This window comes from Runella aurantiaca, from assembly GCF_003339505.1.
Classification (GTDB): domain Bacteria; phylum Bacteroidota; class Bacteroidia; order Cytophagales; family Spirosomataceae; genus Runella; species Runella aurantiaca.
Genome location: NZ_QPIW01000045.1, coordinates 15,350 through 35,200, shown reverse-complemented (window position 1 = coordinate 35,200; position 19,851 = coordinate 15,350). Strand labels below are relative to the sequence as shown.

Below are 19,851 nucleotides of genomic sequence, written 5' to 3'. Positions count from 1 at the left end.
CGCAAAAAAATTAAAAACGTGACGATGTTAAGCCGCAGGAAAAATTATATTTGTCAGCATGTTTCGACCGCCTAAAACCTCTCTTCCTTTTTAGCGGCTTCTGTCCACTTTCACTTGACGACATACAGTTCTCCCTGCAAGCCTTCCAGAACGATCCTGATTTTTTCTTCTACGGAGTATTGGCGTCGAGTCTGCCGCTGAATGTCTTTGATGATAGAAAGAACGGGTTTACGTTCTGATGAAGAAGAGGAATTGTTTGCCTGTGGCTTAATAGAAGCCTTCTTGTTTGATTTGGACATGATAAAGAAAAATTAAGTGAAACAATTTAAGAAATTGTCTCTTCTCTTCTAAGCTTTAGCTGTCCACTTTTAGATGACTATTTACACCAATAGATAGAAATTGATGAAGTTGGTTTGTCCCGAAAAAATAAGACTGTCCAAAGCTTTATTAAAAACGCGAACTAACGCATCCGTTTTTAATCTTTGCACATCTGCCCCTATGGTATCTCCGGCCTGAATACGCTTATTTGCCTCAATAGTATTCTGCATCAGTTGGGATCGTAAAGGGTTAATTTGAAGGGCCTCAAACGTTACCCATTGGTTTGTCAAATCACTGTTAGCGCTCACCAGATTCCCCGTTGTGTCAAGGATTACTTTCATTTCATTGTCCCAAATGAAGGTAATTTGAGATTGCTGTTTACTACTAACTTTTAGGTTATAAAAGCTTACAGGATGCTTTTTTCGTTCAATAACTACATTGGATTGAGGCTTGACAATAAAAGAATCAATAACCTGAAAATCTTTATATCTTGACATTACTTCAAGATGGGCAGTTAGGGGATAGGGAGTTTGATTCAAAAAAGTCAGTTTTTGTCCCTGCCCATATAAGGCGACTAAAGAAAAGCATAACAGGTGGAGATAGGTTTTCATAACTGTAGGTAAGTAGTATTCAGCGAAGAATAATAAATGCCAAAATACTGATTTGAAAGGTATTACCTAAAAAATATGTTAAAAAGTTATCAAGCGGTCATTCTTATGTCTCAGTCCCTGGTTGGTCGTACTGCCTCTTAGCAACGCCTGCATTCCTGTCCTTTTTTACTGCATCGTGGCCTTTTTTCTTCGAAGCGTGAATCAATCGCATCGGCGAATGGCCATCGACTGAATGTGTTGATTATATCATTGCTTCGATTGCATCTGAGCTGCCTATCAGCAAGACGGAGCCAGCGCTGTTGATTGGGAGAGTGTAATTTTATTGTAAGTTAAAATCTTGATTGGCACACTGTAATATACTATTCATCTGTTGCCGCATTTTCTCGTATTCCGCAGTCCAAGGAGACCTAAAAACTTTTGTGTAGAGCCGCTCAAATCTTTCTGCATTATAAATCTGTTCGTCGTTGGAGATGATGGATAGATTCAAATTTCATCATTTTTTTTACAAATCGGATGCAGACTCCGAGATTTTATACTTGGTTTCTATACATTAAGTATCTGACAGTATTTCTTCATCGACTTGTTAAGAAAGTATGTAGAAGAGCTTTAGAACTGCCGATATAATCGTAGTTATACACTTTGTTTTTTCTTCACACCTTTACAAAACAACTTCCGTACATACACTGCGTACACACATCCTGTACACACATAAATTTTAAAGCGTTTTCAAAGGCTTCAACCCCACAAAAAAGCGCCAAAAAGCGACGAAAAAGCTGCTTTTTGGCGCATATAGGCATATTCTTCTAGGCGATTGACTGTCTACCAAATGAGCGTACAACTGTACCTGCACTGTCCTTGGACGCGGGCAATTGTTCCTCGTTTTTTTGCGATTTACCCATTGTCGTTGTCCATCGCCAAAGGAAAACAACACCCAGTAACGTCGCAATTCCGATGAGCCAAATCCAATGACCCAGTAACCAACCAGAGACACTTGGTGATGTGGGCACCTCCTCCGAAAGCGGTGATTGACTCCGAGAGACTGGGGTACTGGCTTTTAATTGGACCGTTGGCAGGAGCTCTTTGTTATCAGTCTCTTCGGTTTCTTTGCTCAATTCCACCGTTGCTTGATTGGCCATCAGGTGTACCAAATCGGCTTTATGACGAATCAGGGTTCCCTCCACAATTTGGCCTTTGTACCGCTCAAAAAGTTCGGTCAACTTTGGCTGCTCTTCATAGCGTTTCAGCAACTCTTCCCTCTGGTCAATGTATTTCTCCATTTTAACCAGCTGTTCCGCGTGGTTTTTGGCGGTGGAGGCGTCTTTTTTGAGGCTCGTGTACTCCAAAATTACGTTGCGTATCCATTCACTTACGTTCATTTTTTGTCGACGGGCCAGTTCGTCCAACAGGTTACGGGTAATGCCGTCGAGGCGTAATTGCAATCGTTCATCTTTCATGGTTGTGTTACATTTATTGGTTAAAAATTAGTGTTCCAAAAAACAGGATAGTCATTTTCAGTCAGTGCCCAACCGAAATCAGGGTCTTGTTGAATGAGATAATCCGCCAAATCAAATCCCTGTTGGCGTTGGGTTCCCGTCGCGGCCTTTTCTACCAGCGTAGAAACACTGACATCATAATCCGCTTTCTGTAAAACTTCGGCTTTCAGCAGCCATTTTTCATAGGGAGTGCCCTGCCCTCTATCAATACCCGCATCTGGGAACAGAATAATCTTCCGTTTTGCCAAAGGCTCAAATTTGTCTTCCTGAAGTCCCATGCCCCCCGAGGCCAACCACACGTATTTAGGAAAGATGAGGGTCATTAAAATGGCCGTTTTTTCACTTTCAACGACCGCTATGGGTTGACTTGTAGGTACATTTGCCAATTGATGCAGGCCAAAAAAGCATTGGTGCAGCTTAAAATCGGGCCATTTCTGAAGGGCATGTACCCACTGGATATGGTCGTACGGCTTTTTAACCCTTTTTCCCGAGGAGGCATCGTACAGCATCACCTTTCCCGCATGAATTTGTCCCCTGACATTGATTTGCCAAAAGATGACCGCCCCAGGCCAGTGTTTAGAAGTACCGATCAGAAACTTTTCCGCTAAGTAACCTGCGGGTTCGGGCCCGAAAAGCGTCTTTAGGTAACTTTTAAAGTGATTGTTCGCGTTGGCCGAAAGCGTTCTTTGCATTAAACCCTTGTCAATAAACGTTTGTGCGGGCGGTTTTCGAGGAAGCGGTAAAATGGCATTGGGAGGCCGCTCTGGGAGGGCGAAATGATCGGAAAAATAGTGTTTGGGTGTAAAATGATACCCACAATTGACTTCCCGATTGCACCTTCCTACGTCCTGAGGTAGATATTGATTATTTTCCTCGTCTACATAGCGTTTGAGGGTCTTATGGTTACAGCTTGGGCAAGTGAATAGCCTGTTTGGACGCGTGTTGTCCAAATGAAAACGATAGTAATTCATGATTGAATGAAATGGGTAAAGTGTGTAATTGGTAGGGTGTGTAATTTTTTACACGGCTATGTTTTTACACACTTGGGTTATTGTTTAACCAGTTGCTGATGGTTTTATGTTTGCCTTTATCGCCTAAAAGCAATTCCGCAATCTCACGCGTTTTTTTACCATTTTGAGTCATTTGGATGGCTTCCCTGATTTTCGCGGCTTTGATTTCCTGACTACTGAGAACGGAGGGCTTCTTTGCCAAGGCATGATACATCTTTACGGCATGACCAATCAGGACTTCTGAAAGAGTAAGGGCAGTCATAAAGTCATCATCTTGACAAATCACTTCCGATTTGCCGAGTTGATCATTTTTATTCCGAATCATGGTAAGAATCATAGCGATCCGAAACGTAATCAGCCCCAATCGACGGATGGAAGCAATCAGGTTATCCCCTATTTCATCCACTAATTCTAGCTGCCAGCGTTCAAAAGTTTGGTTGAAAAGCGCCTCCTGAGCGGCTGTCAGACCGAAAAGCAGAGGGTTTTGCGTACGTGTCTGAAGGTTATCGTACAGCATCAGCAAGTCCAAAGCGTATTCATCCACTTTGTCATCGTAGGAGCCGTGCGAAGTTTTGGCAAAAACAGATTTCCAACTTAATTCGTACTCGAAGGAATAAAAGCAAAAGCGGGAAAAAAGACCATTCTCCGTGTTGGGAATCAGTTTTCTGACTTGGGCGGGGGTGCCAGATAAAATCACGGAAAGAAAAGGGTGCTCCATTTCACTGAATTCATCGTTGGTTTTGCGGAGTTGTGAAATGGCTTCGTGGTGAAATGCTTTACGGAGCATATCGGAGTAATTGCCCCAATCCTGATTGAGCGTGGCAGAAAGCGTATCGGCTTCGCTCTCAAACATCATACCCCGCTCCTGATTGTCGTTCAATGCCTTCAGTACGACAGCCGCGCTGCTGTTGGCGGGAATAAAAAGCATCTTATTAACGGGAGGCGAAGGCTTTTCAGGCGGCTCTTCTTCCTTGTTTTTCATGGCTTTTTGGTACTCCCGTTCGTCTTGTTTAAACGCCTCCAGCTCATTGGCCGTCTGCAACCTGAGGTTCCGGTGAATACCAGCGGCCAGTTGTTTGGCCCACTTCATCGGGCCTTTGCCCGCAGCGGGCGGGGCGGAGATAAACAGATACAAATTTGCGCCTACTTTGGAGTTGTCGTAAAGGCCGTAAACATTGGGTAAACACCCGCTGATAACCCCTAAAGTGGCGATGAGAAAAACATCCCTTTCCGTCCTGTTTTGGAAAATGTTGCAGGCGCTTGCCAAATAAGGCGGCAGTTTTTCATACACGGAATCAGGAATAGCCACCGCGTCGGTCAGTTTGGGTCGCTGAAATGAATTCAATTCAGTCTCCAGATCGGTGGGGCTTATCTGCCCTGCCGACAAAGTCGTTGCATCTTGATTCATTGACTTAACCGTTTAGAAGATGAACAAACGCCTAAGTCAATGGTCAAAAAATAACCGCGAGAATTCTGCCTGTGATCATCATGATGCGCATGACGATAAATCGTTTTGATGAGAACCGCAATACCGGTTGGATACCTGGCAGTGGCCGGCGGGCATCGTTCGGGGACGGTGTGTGGTTGGCTTTGGCGTGGGCCTTTTGTGAGTTCCCTGAACTCATGCTTGGAGAAGGCTACCATGATGGTCTTTGTCATGTCTTTGTTTTTTATTTTTGACATGCCAAAGTTGGATTATAAAAAAACAGCAAGTGATACGAAAACCCATACGGCGTATTTCGTACTACTTAACTTGCTGATTCTTAGTGTTGCTCTTTATGTTTTCAAAGTGGGGTTCGTATTCTTCTGAATACAATTTATCATACATGTCTATCTTTGTTTTTTTGTCGGTACATGGCGAGAGGGGTTGTTCAATACTATTTGACTGAGTAAAATAAGCTTTAATCAGTTTAGTTGGTATTTGATTTATAAATTTCTTACGTTTAAGTTCAATGAACAATTCAGCCAATTCCTTTTGTGTACCTCGCCACTCAATCTTTTCAAGACTATTATTAGTTACCTGAATTGATTGGGTTTTGTTTAACTGGTCAATTGCTGCTTTTTTTAACTCAATCAGTGAATTAATATACAACAACTCATAATGATATTCGATGGCTCCGGGCGCTTTTGCAATGATAAACTGCTGCAATTTCTTCCCTAACTTTTCCCCTCTCCGCGCTAAATTTTCAAGGTACTCAACCGAGTCAATCAATCTTTTTTTCTCAGCGGGTAACAATTGTAGGCTGTAAGGCTGTAAAGGATGGGCAGATTCATCCTCTAATGGCTCTCCCAGTAAGTCCAGATACATTTCCAGCTGATCAAAAAAATCAACATACATTTCCTGACATACACTGTATAGTTTTCGCAAGGACTGATTTTGAATTACTTTATTTGATTCGTGTAAAGCCGTTTCAATGACCGCCATTTCGGACAAATCCAGTTTTTGAGCCTGCTCCAGTTCAGCCCTCAGGGCTCTCATTTTGACCGTATTATTCAGTCTATATTTCTCGGCAATACTTTCTCCCATCTCAAGCAGCACATCTATGACTTTCTTCTCCAATAAATATCTCTTTTTTGACTCCCTTGTTTGGTCAATCTCATGTAGTATCTGATTGACTTCATCGGGTGATTCTCGACGCATAATGCTAACGAGTTCCTTTATTTCTTCTTGGGTCATATTCATTTCTTGTGATTTTGCAGTGTCAAACTATTGAAAAATTGAGAAAAATTTCGTGTTTTTTATTTTAAAGTGCTCAATTTGAGTTATTAATGGTGAATTTTGCATCAGCTTGCGTATTTATATAATCTTATTTTATTTTACTAGCTATTCGTGCCAAATGGTTGATTCAGATATGCCTAAATCTGCATCTTTATAGGTAAGATTCGCGTTGTTTTTTACAGTGTTAATAATGAAAGTGATAGTGTTTTAATTGATTCTGAAAGTTTTAGATAGCTAAAACAGTTATCGAGACCCTTCACTAAAACGCTTAGGGGCTTCAAACCCTAGCTTTTTTCGGAACATTTCTGACCGTTCTTACTATTTTACTGAACTTAAAATGGTACTAAAACTATTCTGGGGACTGGTTCATCTCCTACCCCCTCACCACAATGCTCTCACCCACCGCATCATAATGGTACTTTACCACCTCACCCGTCCGAATCAATTGTATGGCTTGCTCTATGATGGACAGCGGCGCAATAAACCATTCCCGGGGCGTGCAACAGTTTGTCCAACGCAATAAACATCAGCGCCCGGGACTTTCCCAAGGCCAGCGGCGCTTTGAGCAGCAAGAAGCGGGCATCGCGGGCCTGATAGGCTTTTTCCTGCATTTCGCGCATTCCCAGTGGATTAGTGCGGGAACTTTGACCCGTTTGGGCATAACTGACGTGGACTAAATCGGGCATTTTACTTACTGTTTTTAAGCTCGGTTTCGATTTCTTCGATGGTGGGCAAACTGCTTTTGAACTCTTCGGGAAAAAGGCGGGTCAATTGATATTCCGTCACACCAATGGGCTGATTGATGTTTTTCAGGGAATATTCCGCAATCACGTTGTTTTTGTTTTTACAAATCAACAGTCCTATCGTTGGGTTGTCGGTCGGATGGCGTAAAATATCGTTGGCTACCGACAGATAAAAACTGAGTTTGCCTGCGTATTCGGGAATAAAGTCGGTTACTTTCAGTTCTATGACTACATACGCCCGCAGTTTGAGGTGATAAAACAACAAATCGATAAAATATTCCTGATCACCTACCTGCATCGGCACCTGCTTGCCCACGTAGGCAAAACCAGTACCCAGTTCGAGCAAAAACTTGGTTACATTATCAATCAGGGCATTTTCCAGTTCCCGCTCTTTGTAATTTTCGGTCATGGCCAAAAAATCAAAATTGTACGGGTCTTTGAGCAACTGAGTGGCTAAGTCTGACATAGGATTGGGCAGCGTGTCTTTGAAATTGGTGATGGCTTTGCCCTGCCGTTCGTACAGATTACTCTTGAGTTGCATTCCGAGTACATCACGGCTCCAACCGTTTTCAATGGTTTTTTGGATGTAAAAATCCGCTTCATCTATGTCACGTGACTTGGTGAAAATCAAAATGTTATGTCCCCACGGAATTTGGTCAACAGGCTGTTGACCAAATGAGGATTGATAGAAAGTATAGAACCGTTTACAGTATTTAAGGTTTGAATTTGACAAGCCAGCCATGCCTGGAAACTCTGTTTTTAAATCTCTTGCCACTTGGTCAATTAACTTATCTCCCCATTTTGTTTGGGACTGTTTCTCCGTTATCATTCGGCCCATTTCCCAATAAAATTCAATCAGCGCACTGTTGACTGCAACGACCGCTTTCAACTGCATTGACCTGATTTTTGATTTCAGACCCAAGAGCCATTCTTTGTATTCATCATCCAATATCATTTCCATACGCTGCATCTTTCGAGTTCATAAAACATTTTTTTCTCCCTTTACATTGGGCAACAGGCTGTTGACCAATTTGCCCTCATTTTTTCTTCTTTTTGGCTTTGCTCTCGGACTCAAACACCGTACCGCGGGTTTATTCTTAGGCGATCATCTGCTCGTAGTGTTAAAAAAAGGTATTCCTGCCGCTGCTCGTCGCTCTCAAATGGGCGACCGCCCAGCCTACGGCAGAAAGAAATCGAAATATTTGGGGAACTCGCACAGGGGTATGTCGAGAGCATGAGCGTTTTTGTGGTCGAGTTGGGCAATATTCATACGTTGGGAATCAATTTCAAAGGCGAATCATTCAAAAAAAGGGACTTTGCCCGAAGTTACAATTTTACGTTGTTTTCCTGATTGTCAATGCAAATAAAAGCTCCCAAAGTCTGGTGGAAGATTCTACCGTTGAGTGCATGTTTAGTAACGACTTTAAAATATGGCTTTTATTTAGATTCTGAGGTTGTTTGTTTACTGGATGACACCACGTGCATCAAGGGGTAATTAAGTTGCTGTACGAGGCTAAAAATGGGCTTCTTTGGGCTTTGGTGGGTGTATTGAGAATGGTACACTGTGATTTTCTGCTAAAATGTCATTTTTTAATGCCAATTTTGCCAAAATTAAGTTTAAAACACCGATGATTTGCAGTTGTGTTAAATCTTTAGGCATCGTGCTTTTTGGGTGATAAGTTTTGGGTATAAAGTCTAACCGTTATTTAGCGTAGACTAAGTTTGATTTTTTATTAAGACGAGAAAGGGAGTGAATTCTACCGAAAAAAAGCAAGTTAGTTATCAAACGGTTGTTTGTGTGAAGGGTTTTATTGTTGTTATAGTTTGCAAAGTACAAATAAGGCATAATAACGAATTAATAACGTTACAAAAGCACTATCAATAAAATTAAAATTTCCTTGCCCTTACAAGTCTCTTTTTCCTCCAAAGAAACGAATTACGCAAAAATGATTTTTGGGGTCAGATTTGACCTATATTTTCAAAAAAACACACACAAAAAAATTTGTTTTTTCTTTGTGTGAAATTTGGATTAAAAGTTTGTAAAAAGTTTGTAATAGTTTGTAAGGGGGCGTAACTAGCTGAAAACCAAATTTTTATAGCGATAAAGCGGGACAGATTTGGGAAGCAAACGGGACAGATTTGGGAAGCAAACGGGACAGATTTGGGAAGCAAACGGGACAGATTTGGGAAGCAAACGGGACAGATTTGGGAAGCAAACGGGACGCAAAATAATATTTGTCCCGCTTTTGTTTTTTTTATAGTTTTGTACATCACTACCCTTTTTTCATTCCGATGACCGATGACCGCCTGCTTGAGCCCTTTAAGGATGATAATTTAGTTATTCTCAAAAATCCCATTGCCAATGCTCGATTTGGGCTGTCTGTCATGCAGACCAAGGTGTTGTTTGAGGCCATTGCTTTTTTTAAGTCCAATCAGGAGCTCCGGACCATGAGACTCTACATCAAAGAGTTTCTAAAAAATGTCGGTGCCGAAACCAACAACTACGAATACATAGCCAAAGAGATAGACCAAATGACTGAAATCCCCTTGAGGATTCAGCGCACCACCAAAAAAGGGAGGTTGGACTATTTGAAAGTTCAGTTGTTTTCAAGTGCCGATTACAAAATTGATGCTTCAGGCTTTGGTTTCGTCGAAATTGAAATTTCAGATAAGCTAAAGCCCTATTTTTTAGAAATTGCAGAGGGTGAGTTTTTCTATTATCACATTCTCAATACAAGGGTACTAAAGAGTAAATATTCTATCAAGCTTTATCTGTTCCTCAAATCGTGGAAGCGTAAAGGTCAGGTGGAGATAAGCGTCACGGATTTGCGCGCTTTGGTTGAGGTCGAGCCCAACGAATACACCGAGTACAGGTACTTCAAAAAACGGATTATTGAATCTGCGAAGAAAGAACTGAGCGAAAAATGTGATATTACCTTCGAGTACCAGGAAATCAGGGCCATACCTGGCAATACCAAGAGTGAGGTAGTGAAAATCCGTTTTTTCATCCGTGAGAACAAAGAGACCTGGAATAAATTTCGAGAAAAACGAGAGTTGGAAATCGGCAAGGCAGAGCCAGTAAAAAGGCTGCAACCTACCAAGTCGGTATCTGTACCTGCGATTAAGATTGAAACCGTTCCCCAAGAAATAGTAGAAGTTTCGGCGATTGATAAACGAATCTTTGAGTTGTTCCGAATCTTTGAACCCGAAGCAGAAGACAATGAAATCGGTATTTATTTGGAAGGCATTCAAGCTGATCGTGTACGCGTGTTGGAGGTGTTGCTTTTTGCCAAACAGGAAAAAGCTAAGAACATTACCATCAAAAGCATTTATTCCTACATCGTCTACGGGTTGAAAAATAACATAGGAGTTGGACTGGCAGCTAAGGAAAACAAGGCCAAAACCAAAGGAGCTCAAGCTGCTCTGAACCGGCAGGCCCAGCAACTCAATAAGCAAATCAAACAATGGTACGAGATTGACTTTGTATACGTCTACAATCAGCACCTTATTGACGTGGGCGCATCGGCCGACAACGAACAAAAGAATGCCTATGTATCACACATACAGCAACTTATAGCCGACACACCTTCTCTTAAATTTATGTACTACAACCCCGACCAAACCTTGAAAGCCGATGAGCTGCGTCGGGGCTTGGGGGCTGTATTGACCACTCAAAGAGGCGAAACCATGGAAAGTCTTTTTGTGGAATGGGTACAGAAGGTGAAGGGAATTAAAGTAGAACTTTTTGAGGGAGCTTGGCGGCAAGTTACAGAGCCTTTGTTTTAAGTATTTGATTATTTACTTATTTAATCATTTATATAAATAAGTATTTGATTGTGTAAGTGTTTGCTTATTTAAGTATTTATATAAATAAGTATTTGATTGAATAAGTATTTGATTTTTTATATAAATGATTAAATACTTATGTTTATTTTTGAGCCATGAAAATAATAACCGTCGCCCATCAAAAGGGAGGTGTTGGAAAAACCACCCTTGCCCTAAATATTGCCTACTGCCTTTCAGAGGACCTTCGTGTCGGTATAACCGACACCGATTTACAAGGGTCAATTTCGGAGATAGAATCATTTCTCTCTGGTATTGACTTGGTACCGCTCGATAAAGTTATCAAAGGAGAAGAGCTGCCCTACGATGTCATTATCATTGATACCCCGCCCTACCTCACTGGAAGCCTCAATGAGATTTTCCAGATTTCTGATTATGTATTGATTCCCACGAAACCTGGTTTTCTGGACGCACTCGCCATCAAGGCGACCATTTTTCTTTTTAATAAAGCCCAAAAAGAGCGGCCAGATTTAAAGGGAGGGATTGTGATGAATATGCTCCAAGGGCGAACTAGCATCACCGAAGAAGTAAAAGCGATTTTGAAGGAGTATTCGATACCGTTGTTGGAAACAACGATTTATCATCGAGTAAGTTTGACACGCTCCCCCATGACAGCGGGAGTGTTTACGGGGGAGGATACCAAAGCAAAAACGGAGATTACAAATTTGACTTACGAAATCTTAAACGAGTTGAATCAATGAGCAAAGAGAAAGAGGGTTATGCCGAAAACCGGTCAAAGTTGGCTGAATTGATTAAGAAGACACCACCCAAGACGAACATTCAGGAGGTGCGACCCGTGGCTACTAAACCCACCCAAAAGGAAGAGGAAAGTCACGTAAATATCTGGATACCCAAAACATTGTTTGTGAAGCTAAAAATGGAATCAGCTCGTACGGGCAAAACCATCAAACAGCTTACGATTGAAGCTTATGAAAAGCATCTTGGGGTTGATTAAATACATAAATGATTAAATAATTATTTATGTATTTAATTATTTAGGCAGGTATTAATTCCAGTACTTAAATAAGACCAATGATGAAGTCGAGTGGTGTCATTGAATTTTAGACAACATACTGAAATTCAATGACACCACTCTGAAAAAAACTCTAAATGCTACCATTCTATTAATGGTAATAAAATCAACATCTTACCAACGTATTTCATCATATTAAAAAGCGTTAAATTAGTATTCCTATGTCCTTTAATGAAAATATCCCCTCAATTACCATTATTTCAATTGGCCGCGACAAGGAAAACGATATAGTAATCGAGAATCCTCATATAAGCCGTCAACATGCTAAATTAACTGTTTGCTCTTTGACCAGCTTCATCGTAGAAGACAGTGGTAGTAAACGGGGGATTTTTATTGAAAATGAAGGAGAACTAACAAGGATTAGCAGAAAATTGATTGATGTTCAAGATAAGATATGGCTGGCGGATGTAGAAATTACTGTAAAAGATTTATTACCTAAAGTTAAGACTGTTTCTCAAAGTCAGCCTAAGTTGGAAAAAGATCCATTTGATTTTACAGTGGAATTTAAAGCATTACAAAAAGTGTATGAAGACTATCCTGTTTTGCGTAAAGCCTGCCGTGACCGTGATAAAATGATACGGCTATGGAGTGTAGTAGGCGGGTCAGTTATTGGGGTCGGTACGGTAGCTACAGCAGGAGCTTTTGGAATTTTAGCAATGTTGTCAAGTGCAGGACTTAGCATTTTAATTCCTACTCTTTCCTCTCATTTGCTTTCGACGGATGAAAAATTAGAGCTTATAGAGAAAGAGTATCGGCAACGGTATCGTTGCCCCAATCCTAATTGCCGCGACCCGTTTGGAAATCGAGAATATGAATTATTGGTTAATCAAAAAAAGTGTGGAAAATGCAAAGCAATATGGGTCAAATAATTTTATATCCTCTTTAAAACTTACCTTTTACAAATTAATTTGATAAAGGGAAAACTACCAACTATCATGCAAAATACGACTACTTCCGACCAGCAAATGACTGACGTATTTCAAGCTGCACAACAAAAACTGTCAGCACCAACAACATCCTTAAACACTAAACTAAGTAGTCGCCAAAAAGCGTTTATATCTACTGCCACAGTGCTACTGGGCGGTGGAGCAGCGTTTGCAGCAGTTAGGTTGGGAGTATTTGGAGAAACAACAACAAATGAGCCTATACCTCCGAAAGAACCAGAATCAACCAGTTCAAGTCAGCCTGTCAAACATCATAATATTTCACCTGTACAAAACGGCAGTATCAAACCTGGTCCTAATATTGATATTGCAGGAGGTATTAATGAAAATATGACATTTGAGCAAGCGTATGCAGCAGCCCGTGAAGAAGTAGGTCCTGGTGGCATTTTTTCATGGCATGGTGAAGTCTATAATACGTATACTGTCGAAGAATGGCAAGGATTATCATTGGCTCAACGGCAAGATTTTTTGAGCGATGTAGACTTTAAACCAACGGGTATAAGCAGGGAAAAGCCTCCTATCAGCGATCAAGAGCCACTAGGACCTGAACCAATTTACGTCGAAACAATTATCAATGGTCGCCCTGCATTGGGAATAGACGATGACCGAGATGGTGTTGCAGACGCTATTGTTATTATGGATATAGATACAAACAGTATGATTGCTATTGTAGATAATGAGGGAGATGATCGTTTAGATACTGTGATTCAAATAGACATAGCCACGAATGAAATAATTAAACAAGAATCTTTGGATACGCCTGCCTTAACCGCAATGAGTAGTTTAGAGCCTTCTAACCAGCAATCTGATTCAATTGTGACGGCCAATGCCTATGCTGCATCAACAGAAGAAGAAACAGATGAAATCTCAAATGAAGACGAAAGTAACAATGAAGCTACTGATGAAGGATATATCAATGATGCTGAAATGCCCGAAATGGAATAATGACAACCTTTAAAAATACAATTGTTCCTTGTCAAAAATGTGGCAAGCTCATAGCAGTCAAAGTGCGTGACTTTGAAAATGGTGCAATTCAGTGTACTCATACTGGGTGTGGGCATATCAATCAACTTACCTTACCCTACTACGATGAACGCATTTTGCAGGGTTTACCTTCTTTCGGACACTTAATATATCACGATAACCCTTCGATAGTGTATCCATTGCGTTTTGGAATAAATGTAGTGGGACATTCTTCATCGTGTCATGTGCATGTAGAGCGTTTTTTACATGAGGGCAAATGCTATTTAAGCAGGCGGCATTGTACTATCGAGGTCTTGTTTGATAAATGGGATGGGAATCTCCGTTACCAAATACAAGATGGTGCCATAGATTCCGAAACGGGTGATTATAAAAATAGCCTCAACGGAACGCTTCTTAACGGTTATTTACTCCAAAATGGCGAAAAAATAGACGTAACCGATCAAGGATTGGTGTGTTTAGGTGGAATAGATGTATTTCGGTTAGAGGTATATCAAATTCCTCAAGCTATGCGCCAAACTTACCTTACATTCAAGCCTTTTGAGCTTGATGAAACACAATAAAAACAAATGACCATTATAATAAAGCAACCAATTTCTTTCTCTTTTATAGGTCAACGTTCTAACAATGAGGATTTTGTCCAGCCTGTCACTCAAGATAGTCGTTTATTTATAGTATGTGATGGAATTGGTGGATGGGACAAGGGCGAAGAGGCGAGTCGTTTGGTTTCGGAGGCGATAGTTCATTATTTTGAACGCCACCCTCCCGATACCTTAACAGAAAGGTACCTTACCGATGCTATTCAGCAAGCTTATTTGAGTCTTGCTGAATACCTCCAACAGAATCCACTACTTAGCCGAATGGGTAGCACTCTGGCGTTATTATATTTAAGCGAACATGGAGTGTTTATTGCCCACGTAGGCGACAGTCGCGTATATCACTTGCGCAAAGGTTGTATTTTACACCAAACTTTAGACCATAAATATGTGTTGGAGCTCGTTGCGGAAGGCATCATTACAGAAGAACAAGCACAAACACACCCTCGTCGAAACAGTCTCAGTCGTTCGATTGGAGTTGATGCCAATAATTTAACCCCTAAAATAGATAAACCTGAAATTACTTATCTTACTGATGTACAGCCAGGGGATTACTTTTTTCTGTGTACCGATGGTGTACTCGAACAAATTGACAATGAAATTTTAAGTATTATTTTTCGCGAAAACCACACTGAGGAATCTATTATTGAAGCAATTTCAACGCGTTGTAAGAATATAACCCGTGATAATTATTCGGGATGTTTAGTTCCTGTCAGTGAAGTTATCAAAGAAAATGAATTAAATACGCCGCCTCCTAAAAAGAATCTTTGGACGTGGCTGGGGTTGATGCTTTGTTGGTGTATAACACAGTTGGGATATGCTCAAAAAGGTACGACTTACGCCGTAGTTGTAGGTATTGCTGATTATAAAATTGCTGACTATCGAACGGGTGATCTCCGATTTGCCGACAAAGATGCCCAACGATTTGTTGCCTTTTTGCAAAGTAGCACAGGGGGAAGTGTTCCTGTTCAAAACATTCGCCTACTCACTAACCATACTGCCTCTAAAAATTCGATTTTGAAGGCTATGCGTATTTTTGAAAAAGCGACGTCACAGGATCGGGTAGTTTTTTATTTCTCTGGCCATGGTATGAAAGGGGCCTTTATACCGCATGACGTAAGTACTCAAAATCCCAATTCCATCCTTACTCATGCCGAAATAAAATCCATTTTTAAAGCATCAAATGCTACGACCAAATTCTGTATTGCCGATGCGTGTTTATCAGGCAGCATGACTGCTCGACAGTCATGGAACATGGTTGAATCCAAAACTCTTGCTCCTTCCAATGTTGTTTTGATGCTCTCCTCCCGCTCTACCCAAAGCTCCGTAGAAAGTGGTATAGTGCGAGGTGGAATTTTTACTTTTTATATGCTTCATGGACTCCGTGGTCAAGCTGATACTAACCATGACCACATCGTTACCATTAAAGAACTCTACAATTTTGTATCAAAGGGGGTAAAAAGTACCACTCCCAACAAACAAGCCCCTTTATTTTATGGGAAATTTTCTGATGATTTACCCATGAGTTTTCCAAAATGACTTAATTAACTAATTTTGTTTTCTTGCCATGAAACAGAATAAATATTATTAAAAGATGTACCAAGATTCCAAACCACGCCCTAATCATCGAAAATACTTAGAAACTCTCAGGCAAATGACAAAAGGCGATCTATCTAGTTGATGAAAGCCTTGAATTTTCTGAGTTTGTTCAGGCATTGTTTCAGGAAGGTTTACTATATAGATTTCCTCAAAAATACGTGATGAAATCCATGAGTTATTCTTGAAAAGATTAGATAAATATTGCTCCAGAATTATTAAATGGGGAATTACAAGATTTCTACAAAACCAATCCCGAAGATACCATTTCTTAAAACACCATGAATTTGAAATCCAAAAGTCTATACAAGCTTATATTTATTCACCTCACCTTTTTAGGACTGGGAAATTTCTTCCTCGCCTGTGATTGGGCTAATCCTGTCCTAAAATCACTTAGAAATTGCACCCTTCCTACCGATATAACTATTACTAGAGATACTGTTGACCTGCGGAAATATACCTTTTCGATAGCTACGATTGCTCCTACAGATGTAAAGACTGTGACGTGGAAAGTCTTAAATGGCACTACGGTATTAATACAATCTACCCTCAACGCTACCCAAACGTATGCTTATACTGCATCTTCCAATGGAAATTATACGGTAAGTGCAGAAATAGAATCATTTTGTGGGGAAAAAAAAACGCTGAATAAAGCCTTATCTGTTAAGGCTTGTATTCAACCTACGGCCATTAATACGTTAATTATCAGTAATAACAATACTTATTCGTTTGGCTTAGTTACTAATAACCCTGCTGATGTGAAATCGGTCAACTGGAAAGTGATAAGTGGAAATAACACAGTTAACCAAGAACAACGTAATGATGTTAGTACTTTTAATTATACATTCAATTCATCGGGTAGTTACATCATTAGTGCTGATATTGTAACCGTTTGCGGAGAAAATATAAATCGTACCTTAGCGGTGACTGTTACGATTGCAGGTATTTCATCGGCGTCTAATTTTAAAGCTTGGAGAAATGGTGGGGCTGGAAACGATGTTGGTAATGGCGTTGCGGTAGATGGTTTAGGCAATGTGTATGTAATAGGAAATTATGGATCTACAATTGCTTTTGGAGCTACAACCCTGAATGTAACAGGTTCTAACGATATTTTTGTTGCCAAATATAATAGCAATGGTGATTTAGCGTGGGTCCAAAGAATAACTGGGGATGGAACAGATGAAGGCAAAGGAATTGCCGTGGATTCGAATGGTGATGTCTATGTAGTAGGTCAAGTGAGTAGCAATGCAGGTTTCTTTAACACAACTTCAAATGTAATTACAAACACTCCTGTCAGAAGGCAGACTAATGGGCCTACGGATATATTTGTGGCAAAATATAACCGAGATGGTCAAATGTTATGGAATAAGTTGTATGGGGGAGGTAGTCCAGATCAAGGAGTAGGAATCGCCCTGCATTCATCTGGTATTTATATTACTGGTTTTTTTAGTGCGCCGTCGGCTAGTTTTGGGTCAACAACCATTCAAGCTTCTGGAATAGAGGGCAAGTATGATGCTTTTTTGGCTAAACTAAATGCAAATGGAGATGCCCTTTGGGCTGTTTCCTGTGGTGGTTTTGAAAATGATTATGCAAGCAGTGTAGCCGTAGATACCGAAGGAAACGCGTACATAACTGGAAATTTCTCCTCTCCAGCTACTTTTCGGTCCGTTTCTGGAGCTTCCACAGTTTATACTTCCAATACCACCCCTGATATTTTCATTGCTAAATACAGTTCTAACGGAAATTTAATAGCTTTTCATAATTCGGGCTCAGGCACTCCTGCTTTTGGCAGTAGCGTTGCAGTAAGCGGTAATTCCGTTTATGTAACAGGTATTATACAAGGGGGAAATTATGGGAACACCCCCGTGAATTATCGGGGTGGTGGAGATATATTTTTGGGAAAATATAATAGTAACAACCTAAGTGTACAGTGGATAAGAACTGCTGGTGGGCTAGGTTCCGAAGCTGGGAATAGTGTGGTAATAGATAAATCAGGGAACGCTTATATAACAGGGCTATTGAGCGATAATACTTTGTTTGAAAACACTACCGTCAGGTCATCAGGGAATACGGATGTATTTTTAGCACAATACGATGTTAACGGAAATTTTCGATTTGTTAAAACAACTGGTGGCAGTGGCTCAGATGGAGGTACCTCGATAGCAATTAATACTACAGGAAATTTATTGATGCTTGCAGGATTTTATAGTAGCTCTTTTGTATTTGGTACGCCACCTGCTTTGACTTATTCAGGTGGATTAGACATTTTTATTTCAAAATATCCAGACTAAAAATAGCTCAAAAATAATCCTCGGTATGAACCCTACTTTTACCACTTTTCAAGATTTCAAAAAACGCTACCCAATTCAGTTTAGGGAGAAAGGTACGTGGTTGGGCAGTGGAACGTACGGTAAGGTGTTTAAAGTAGAAGACCAAGTAGAAACTGAATGGGTGGCTATAAAAATAAGCGAATACCGTCAAAATGATACCAAGTCACTCAAAGCCGAAGTAGAACTTGCTCAGAAGGTTCCCCGCCATGCTAATATTGCTCGCTATGACGCATGTTACCGTCTAGAAACGGATACTGGTGTCAGCGATTTTGCCGTGATGAAATACTATCCTGATGGTAATTTAGCGGATTTACTGAAACGTAATAAACTCTCTGATAAAGAACTCCGTGACATTATACAAGGTATCCTTGAGGGGCTGAAGCATTTGCATCAGCAAAGAATTGTTCACCGTGATTTTAAACCCGCTAATATTCTAATTTCAAGAGGACAGAATGGTCGCTTTGTAACCAAAATCGCTGATTTTGGCCTTAGTAAACTCGTTAGTCAAGACGAGGTAGATAGTTCTGATTTTGATTTGAGTGATGGGCGTGGCACACCTTCTTACAAAGCCCCCGAACAAATTGAAGGTGGGAGGGTGAGTTTCAATTTGGACTTGTGGGCATTTGGGGTAATTTTGTATGAAATGCTCACTGGGGAAAAACCCTTTAGTGTAGGCACGCAATCCAGTGAACCTACGCTTCGCCGTGAAATTGAACGCAAAATTACTTCGGTTCAGCTTCCTGACCGTCTACGTACAATACCTGAGCCTTACCAAGGGATGATACGGAGATGCTTGGTTAAAGACATTAGGCAGCGCGTACGTAAAGCCGATGAATTGTTAGAGTTATTAGGCAAACCACTTATAAATCCGCCACTACCATCCAAAACTATTGAAAAGCCAAGTGTTTTACCTGCCGACGCCACAGACGTTTATGTAAAGCCCAAGCGCGTAGTACAGGAAGCCCAGACGGATGTCTATGCTTCGAAAGTTGTTGTTCAGAAGCCTGAAATTCAGTTCAAATCTAAAAATAGGTGGTTTTGGGGATTGATTGGGGGCGTGGCAGTAGTTCTATTAGGGATTGGGTTTTTCCCAAAAGGGGAAAACCAATTAGATGTTAGAGAACCACACATAAAAAATGAGATAGAAAGGACGAAAAATGCTGATAAACAGATTGATAAATCTGAAAGTTTGCCGAAAATAAAGCCTGAAAAATCTAAAAAAGAGCTGGTAAATGAATCTAATAGTCAATTAGACGAACAAAAAGAGTTAGAGCAAAAAAAGAGAAGATTGGAGGAGAATGAAAATCAGACTCAAGCTGCTATTGCCTTAAAAAAACAACAAGCTCAACAGGAGTATGATGATTTGATTGAGAAGGGAATGGTTGCCATAAACAGCAGTAATAATAAGGGCAATGCAATTGCTCAGTTCAATCAGGCAAGTCGGTTAGCTGAAGCCGATGAGGTTGTTACCGCCAAAGCTGCAAATGCTTACGCCATTTATTTGGCAAAAGGCGACCGCATTTTTGCTAATGGAGAATATGAAGGAGCAAAGGCTTGGTATAGGGTGGCCCAGTCGCTCCGGAATACCGAAGAAGTACGCCGAAAAATCAAAGAATGTGACGATAATTTATAAT

General features: G+C 40.6%; 18 protein-coding genes. 9 read left to right on the top strand and 9 right to left on the bottom strand.

The window, feature by feature from the left end; all coding sequences use genetic code 11:
• Window positions 1–110: 110 nt before the first annotated feature.
• The 9 genes from DVG78_RS29110 to DVG78_RS30160 all read right to left on the bottom strand — a co-directional run bounded on the left by DVG78_RS29110 (window position 111) and on the right by DVG78_RS30160 (window position 8,554).
• A complete protein-coding gene (locus DVG78_RS29110; protein ID WP_374755740.1) occupies window positions 111–299 on the bottom strand; it encodes a hypothetical protein in 189 nt (62 codons plus the stop codon).
• 81 nt (window positions 300–380) lie between these two features.
• Window positions 381–929, bottom strand: coding sequence for a hypothetical protein (locus DVG78_RS29105; RefSeq protein WP_114464532.1), 549 nt, complete (start codon window positions 927–929; stop codon window positions 381–383).
• Window positions 930–1,732: 803 nt separating this feature from the next.
• A complete protein-coding gene (locus DVG78_RS29100) occupies window positions 1,733–2,383 on the bottom strand; it encodes a ribbon-helix-helix domain-containing protein (RefSeq protein WP_114464531.1) in 651 nt (216 codons plus the stop codon).
• Between the two features lie 20 nt (window positions 2,384–2,403).
• Window positions 2,404–3,393 (bottom strand): DUF6371 domain-containing protein, encoded by a 990-nt coding sequence (locus DVG78_RS29095; protein WP_114464530.1) that lies wholly within the window; start codon window positions 3,391–3,393, stop codon window positions 2,404–2,406.
• Window positions 3,394–3,457: 64 nt separating this feature from the next.
• Window positions 3,458–4,840, bottom strand: a complete 1,383-nt coding sequence (locus tag DVG78_RS29090; RefSeq protein WP_114464529.1) for a DUF3987 domain-containing protein — start codon at window positions 4,838–4,840, stop codon at window positions 3,458–3,460.
• Between the two features lie 336 nt (window positions 4,841–5,176).
• Window positions 5,177–6,109: a hypothetical protein gene (locus DVG78_RS29080; RefSeq protein ID WP_147277203.1), complete on the bottom strand. Its 933-nt coding sequence runs from the start codon at window positions 6,107–6,109 to the stop codon at window positions 5,177–5,179.
• Window positions 6,110–6,579: 470 nt separating this feature from the next.
• A complete protein-coding gene (locus tag DVG78_RS29070) occupies window positions 6,580–6,837 on the bottom strand; it encodes a hypothetical protein (protein WP_199563315.1) in 258 nt (85 codons plus the stop codon).
• Between the two features lies 1 nt (window position 6,838).
• Window positions 6,839–7,855 (bottom strand): PDDEXK nuclease domain-containing protein, encoded by a 1,017-nt coding sequence (locus DVG78_RS29065; protein ID WP_114464534.1) that lies wholly within the window; start codon window positions 7,853–7,855, stop codon window positions 6,839–6,841.
• Between the two features lie 552 nt (window positions 7,856–8,407).
• The gene (locus DVG78_RS30160; RefSeq protein ID WP_158550142.1) at window positions 8,408–8,554 is read right to left on the bottom strand and encodes a hypothetical protein; all 147 of its coding nucleotides are present in this window, start codon (window positions 8,552–8,554) and stop codon (window positions 8,408–8,410) included.
• Between the two features lie 632 nt (window positions 8,555–9,186).
• On the opposite strand from DVG78_RS30160, the gene DVG78_RS29055 reads away from it, so the two are divergent.
• From DVG78_RS29055 to DVG78_RS29015, 9 genes are all read left to right on the top strand, one after another.
• Window positions 9,187–10,680 carry a replication initiation protein gene (locus DVG78_RS29055; RefSeq protein WP_114464525.1) on the top strand — a complete coding sequence of 498 codons (1,494 nt, stop codon included), beginning with the start codon at window positions 9,187–9,189 and terminating at the stop codon, window positions 10,678–10,680.
• Window positions 10,681–10,835: 155 nt separating this feature from the next.
• On the top strand, window positions 10,836–11,438 hold the full coding sequence (locus DVG78_RS29050) for an AAA family ATPase (RefSeq protein ID WP_114464524.1): 603 nt from the start codon (window positions 10,836–10,838) through the stop codon (window positions 11,436–11,438).
• Window positions 11,435–11,692, top strand: coding sequence for a hypothetical protein (locus tag DVG78_RS29045; RefSeq protein ID WP_114464523.1), 258 nt, complete (start codon window positions 11,435–11,437; stop codon window positions 11,690–11,692). Before DVG78_RS29050 ends, DVG78_RS29045 begins: the two co-directional genes overlap by 4 nt.
• A gap of 239 nt (window positions 11,693–11,931) precedes the next feature.
• Window positions 11,932–12,639 carry an FHA domain-containing protein gene (locus tag DVG78_RS29040; protein WP_114464522.1) on the top strand — a complete coding sequence of 236 codons (708 nt, stop codon included), beginning with the start codon at window positions 11,932–11,934 and terminating at the stop codon, window positions 12,637–12,639.
• Window positions 12,640–12,705: 66 nt separating this feature from the next.
• Window positions 12,706–13,659 (top strand): hypothetical protein, encoded by a 954-nt coding sequence (locus DVG78_RS29035; RefSeq protein ID WP_114464521.1) that lies wholly within the window; start codon window positions 12,706–12,708, stop codon window positions 13,657–13,659.
• Window positions 13,659–14,258, top strand: coding sequence for an FHA domain-containing protein (locus DVG78_RS29030; RefSeq protein ID WP_114464520.1), 600 nt, complete (start codon window positions 13,659–13,661; stop codon window positions 14,256–14,258). The genes DVG78_RS29035 and DVG78_RS29030 overlap by 1 nt, the downstream gene beginning before the upstream one ends.
• A gap of 6 nt (window positions 14,259–14,264) precedes the next feature.
• Window positions 14,265–15,830 carry a caspase family protein gene (locus DVG78_RS29025; RefSeq protein WP_114464519.1) on the top strand — a complete coding sequence of 522 codons (1,566 nt, stop codon included), beginning with the start codon at window positions 14,265–14,267 and terminating at the stop codon, window positions 15,828–15,830.
• A gap of 338 nt (window positions 15,831–16,168) precedes the next feature.
• On the top strand, window positions 16,169–18,178 hold the full coding sequence (locus DVG78_RS29020; RefSeq protein WP_114464518.1) for an SBBP repeat-containing protein: 2,010 nt from the start codon (window positions 16,169–16,171) through the stop codon (window positions 18,176–18,178).
• Between the two features lie 25 nt (window positions 18,179–18,203).
• Complete coding sequence (locus DVG78_RS29015) at window positions 18,204–19,850, top strand: serine/threonine-protein kinase (RefSeq protein WP_114464517.1); 1,647 nt, start codon at window positions 18,204–18,206, stop codon at window positions 19,848–19,850.
• The last annotated feature ends 1 nt before the right edge of the window (window position 19,851 follow it).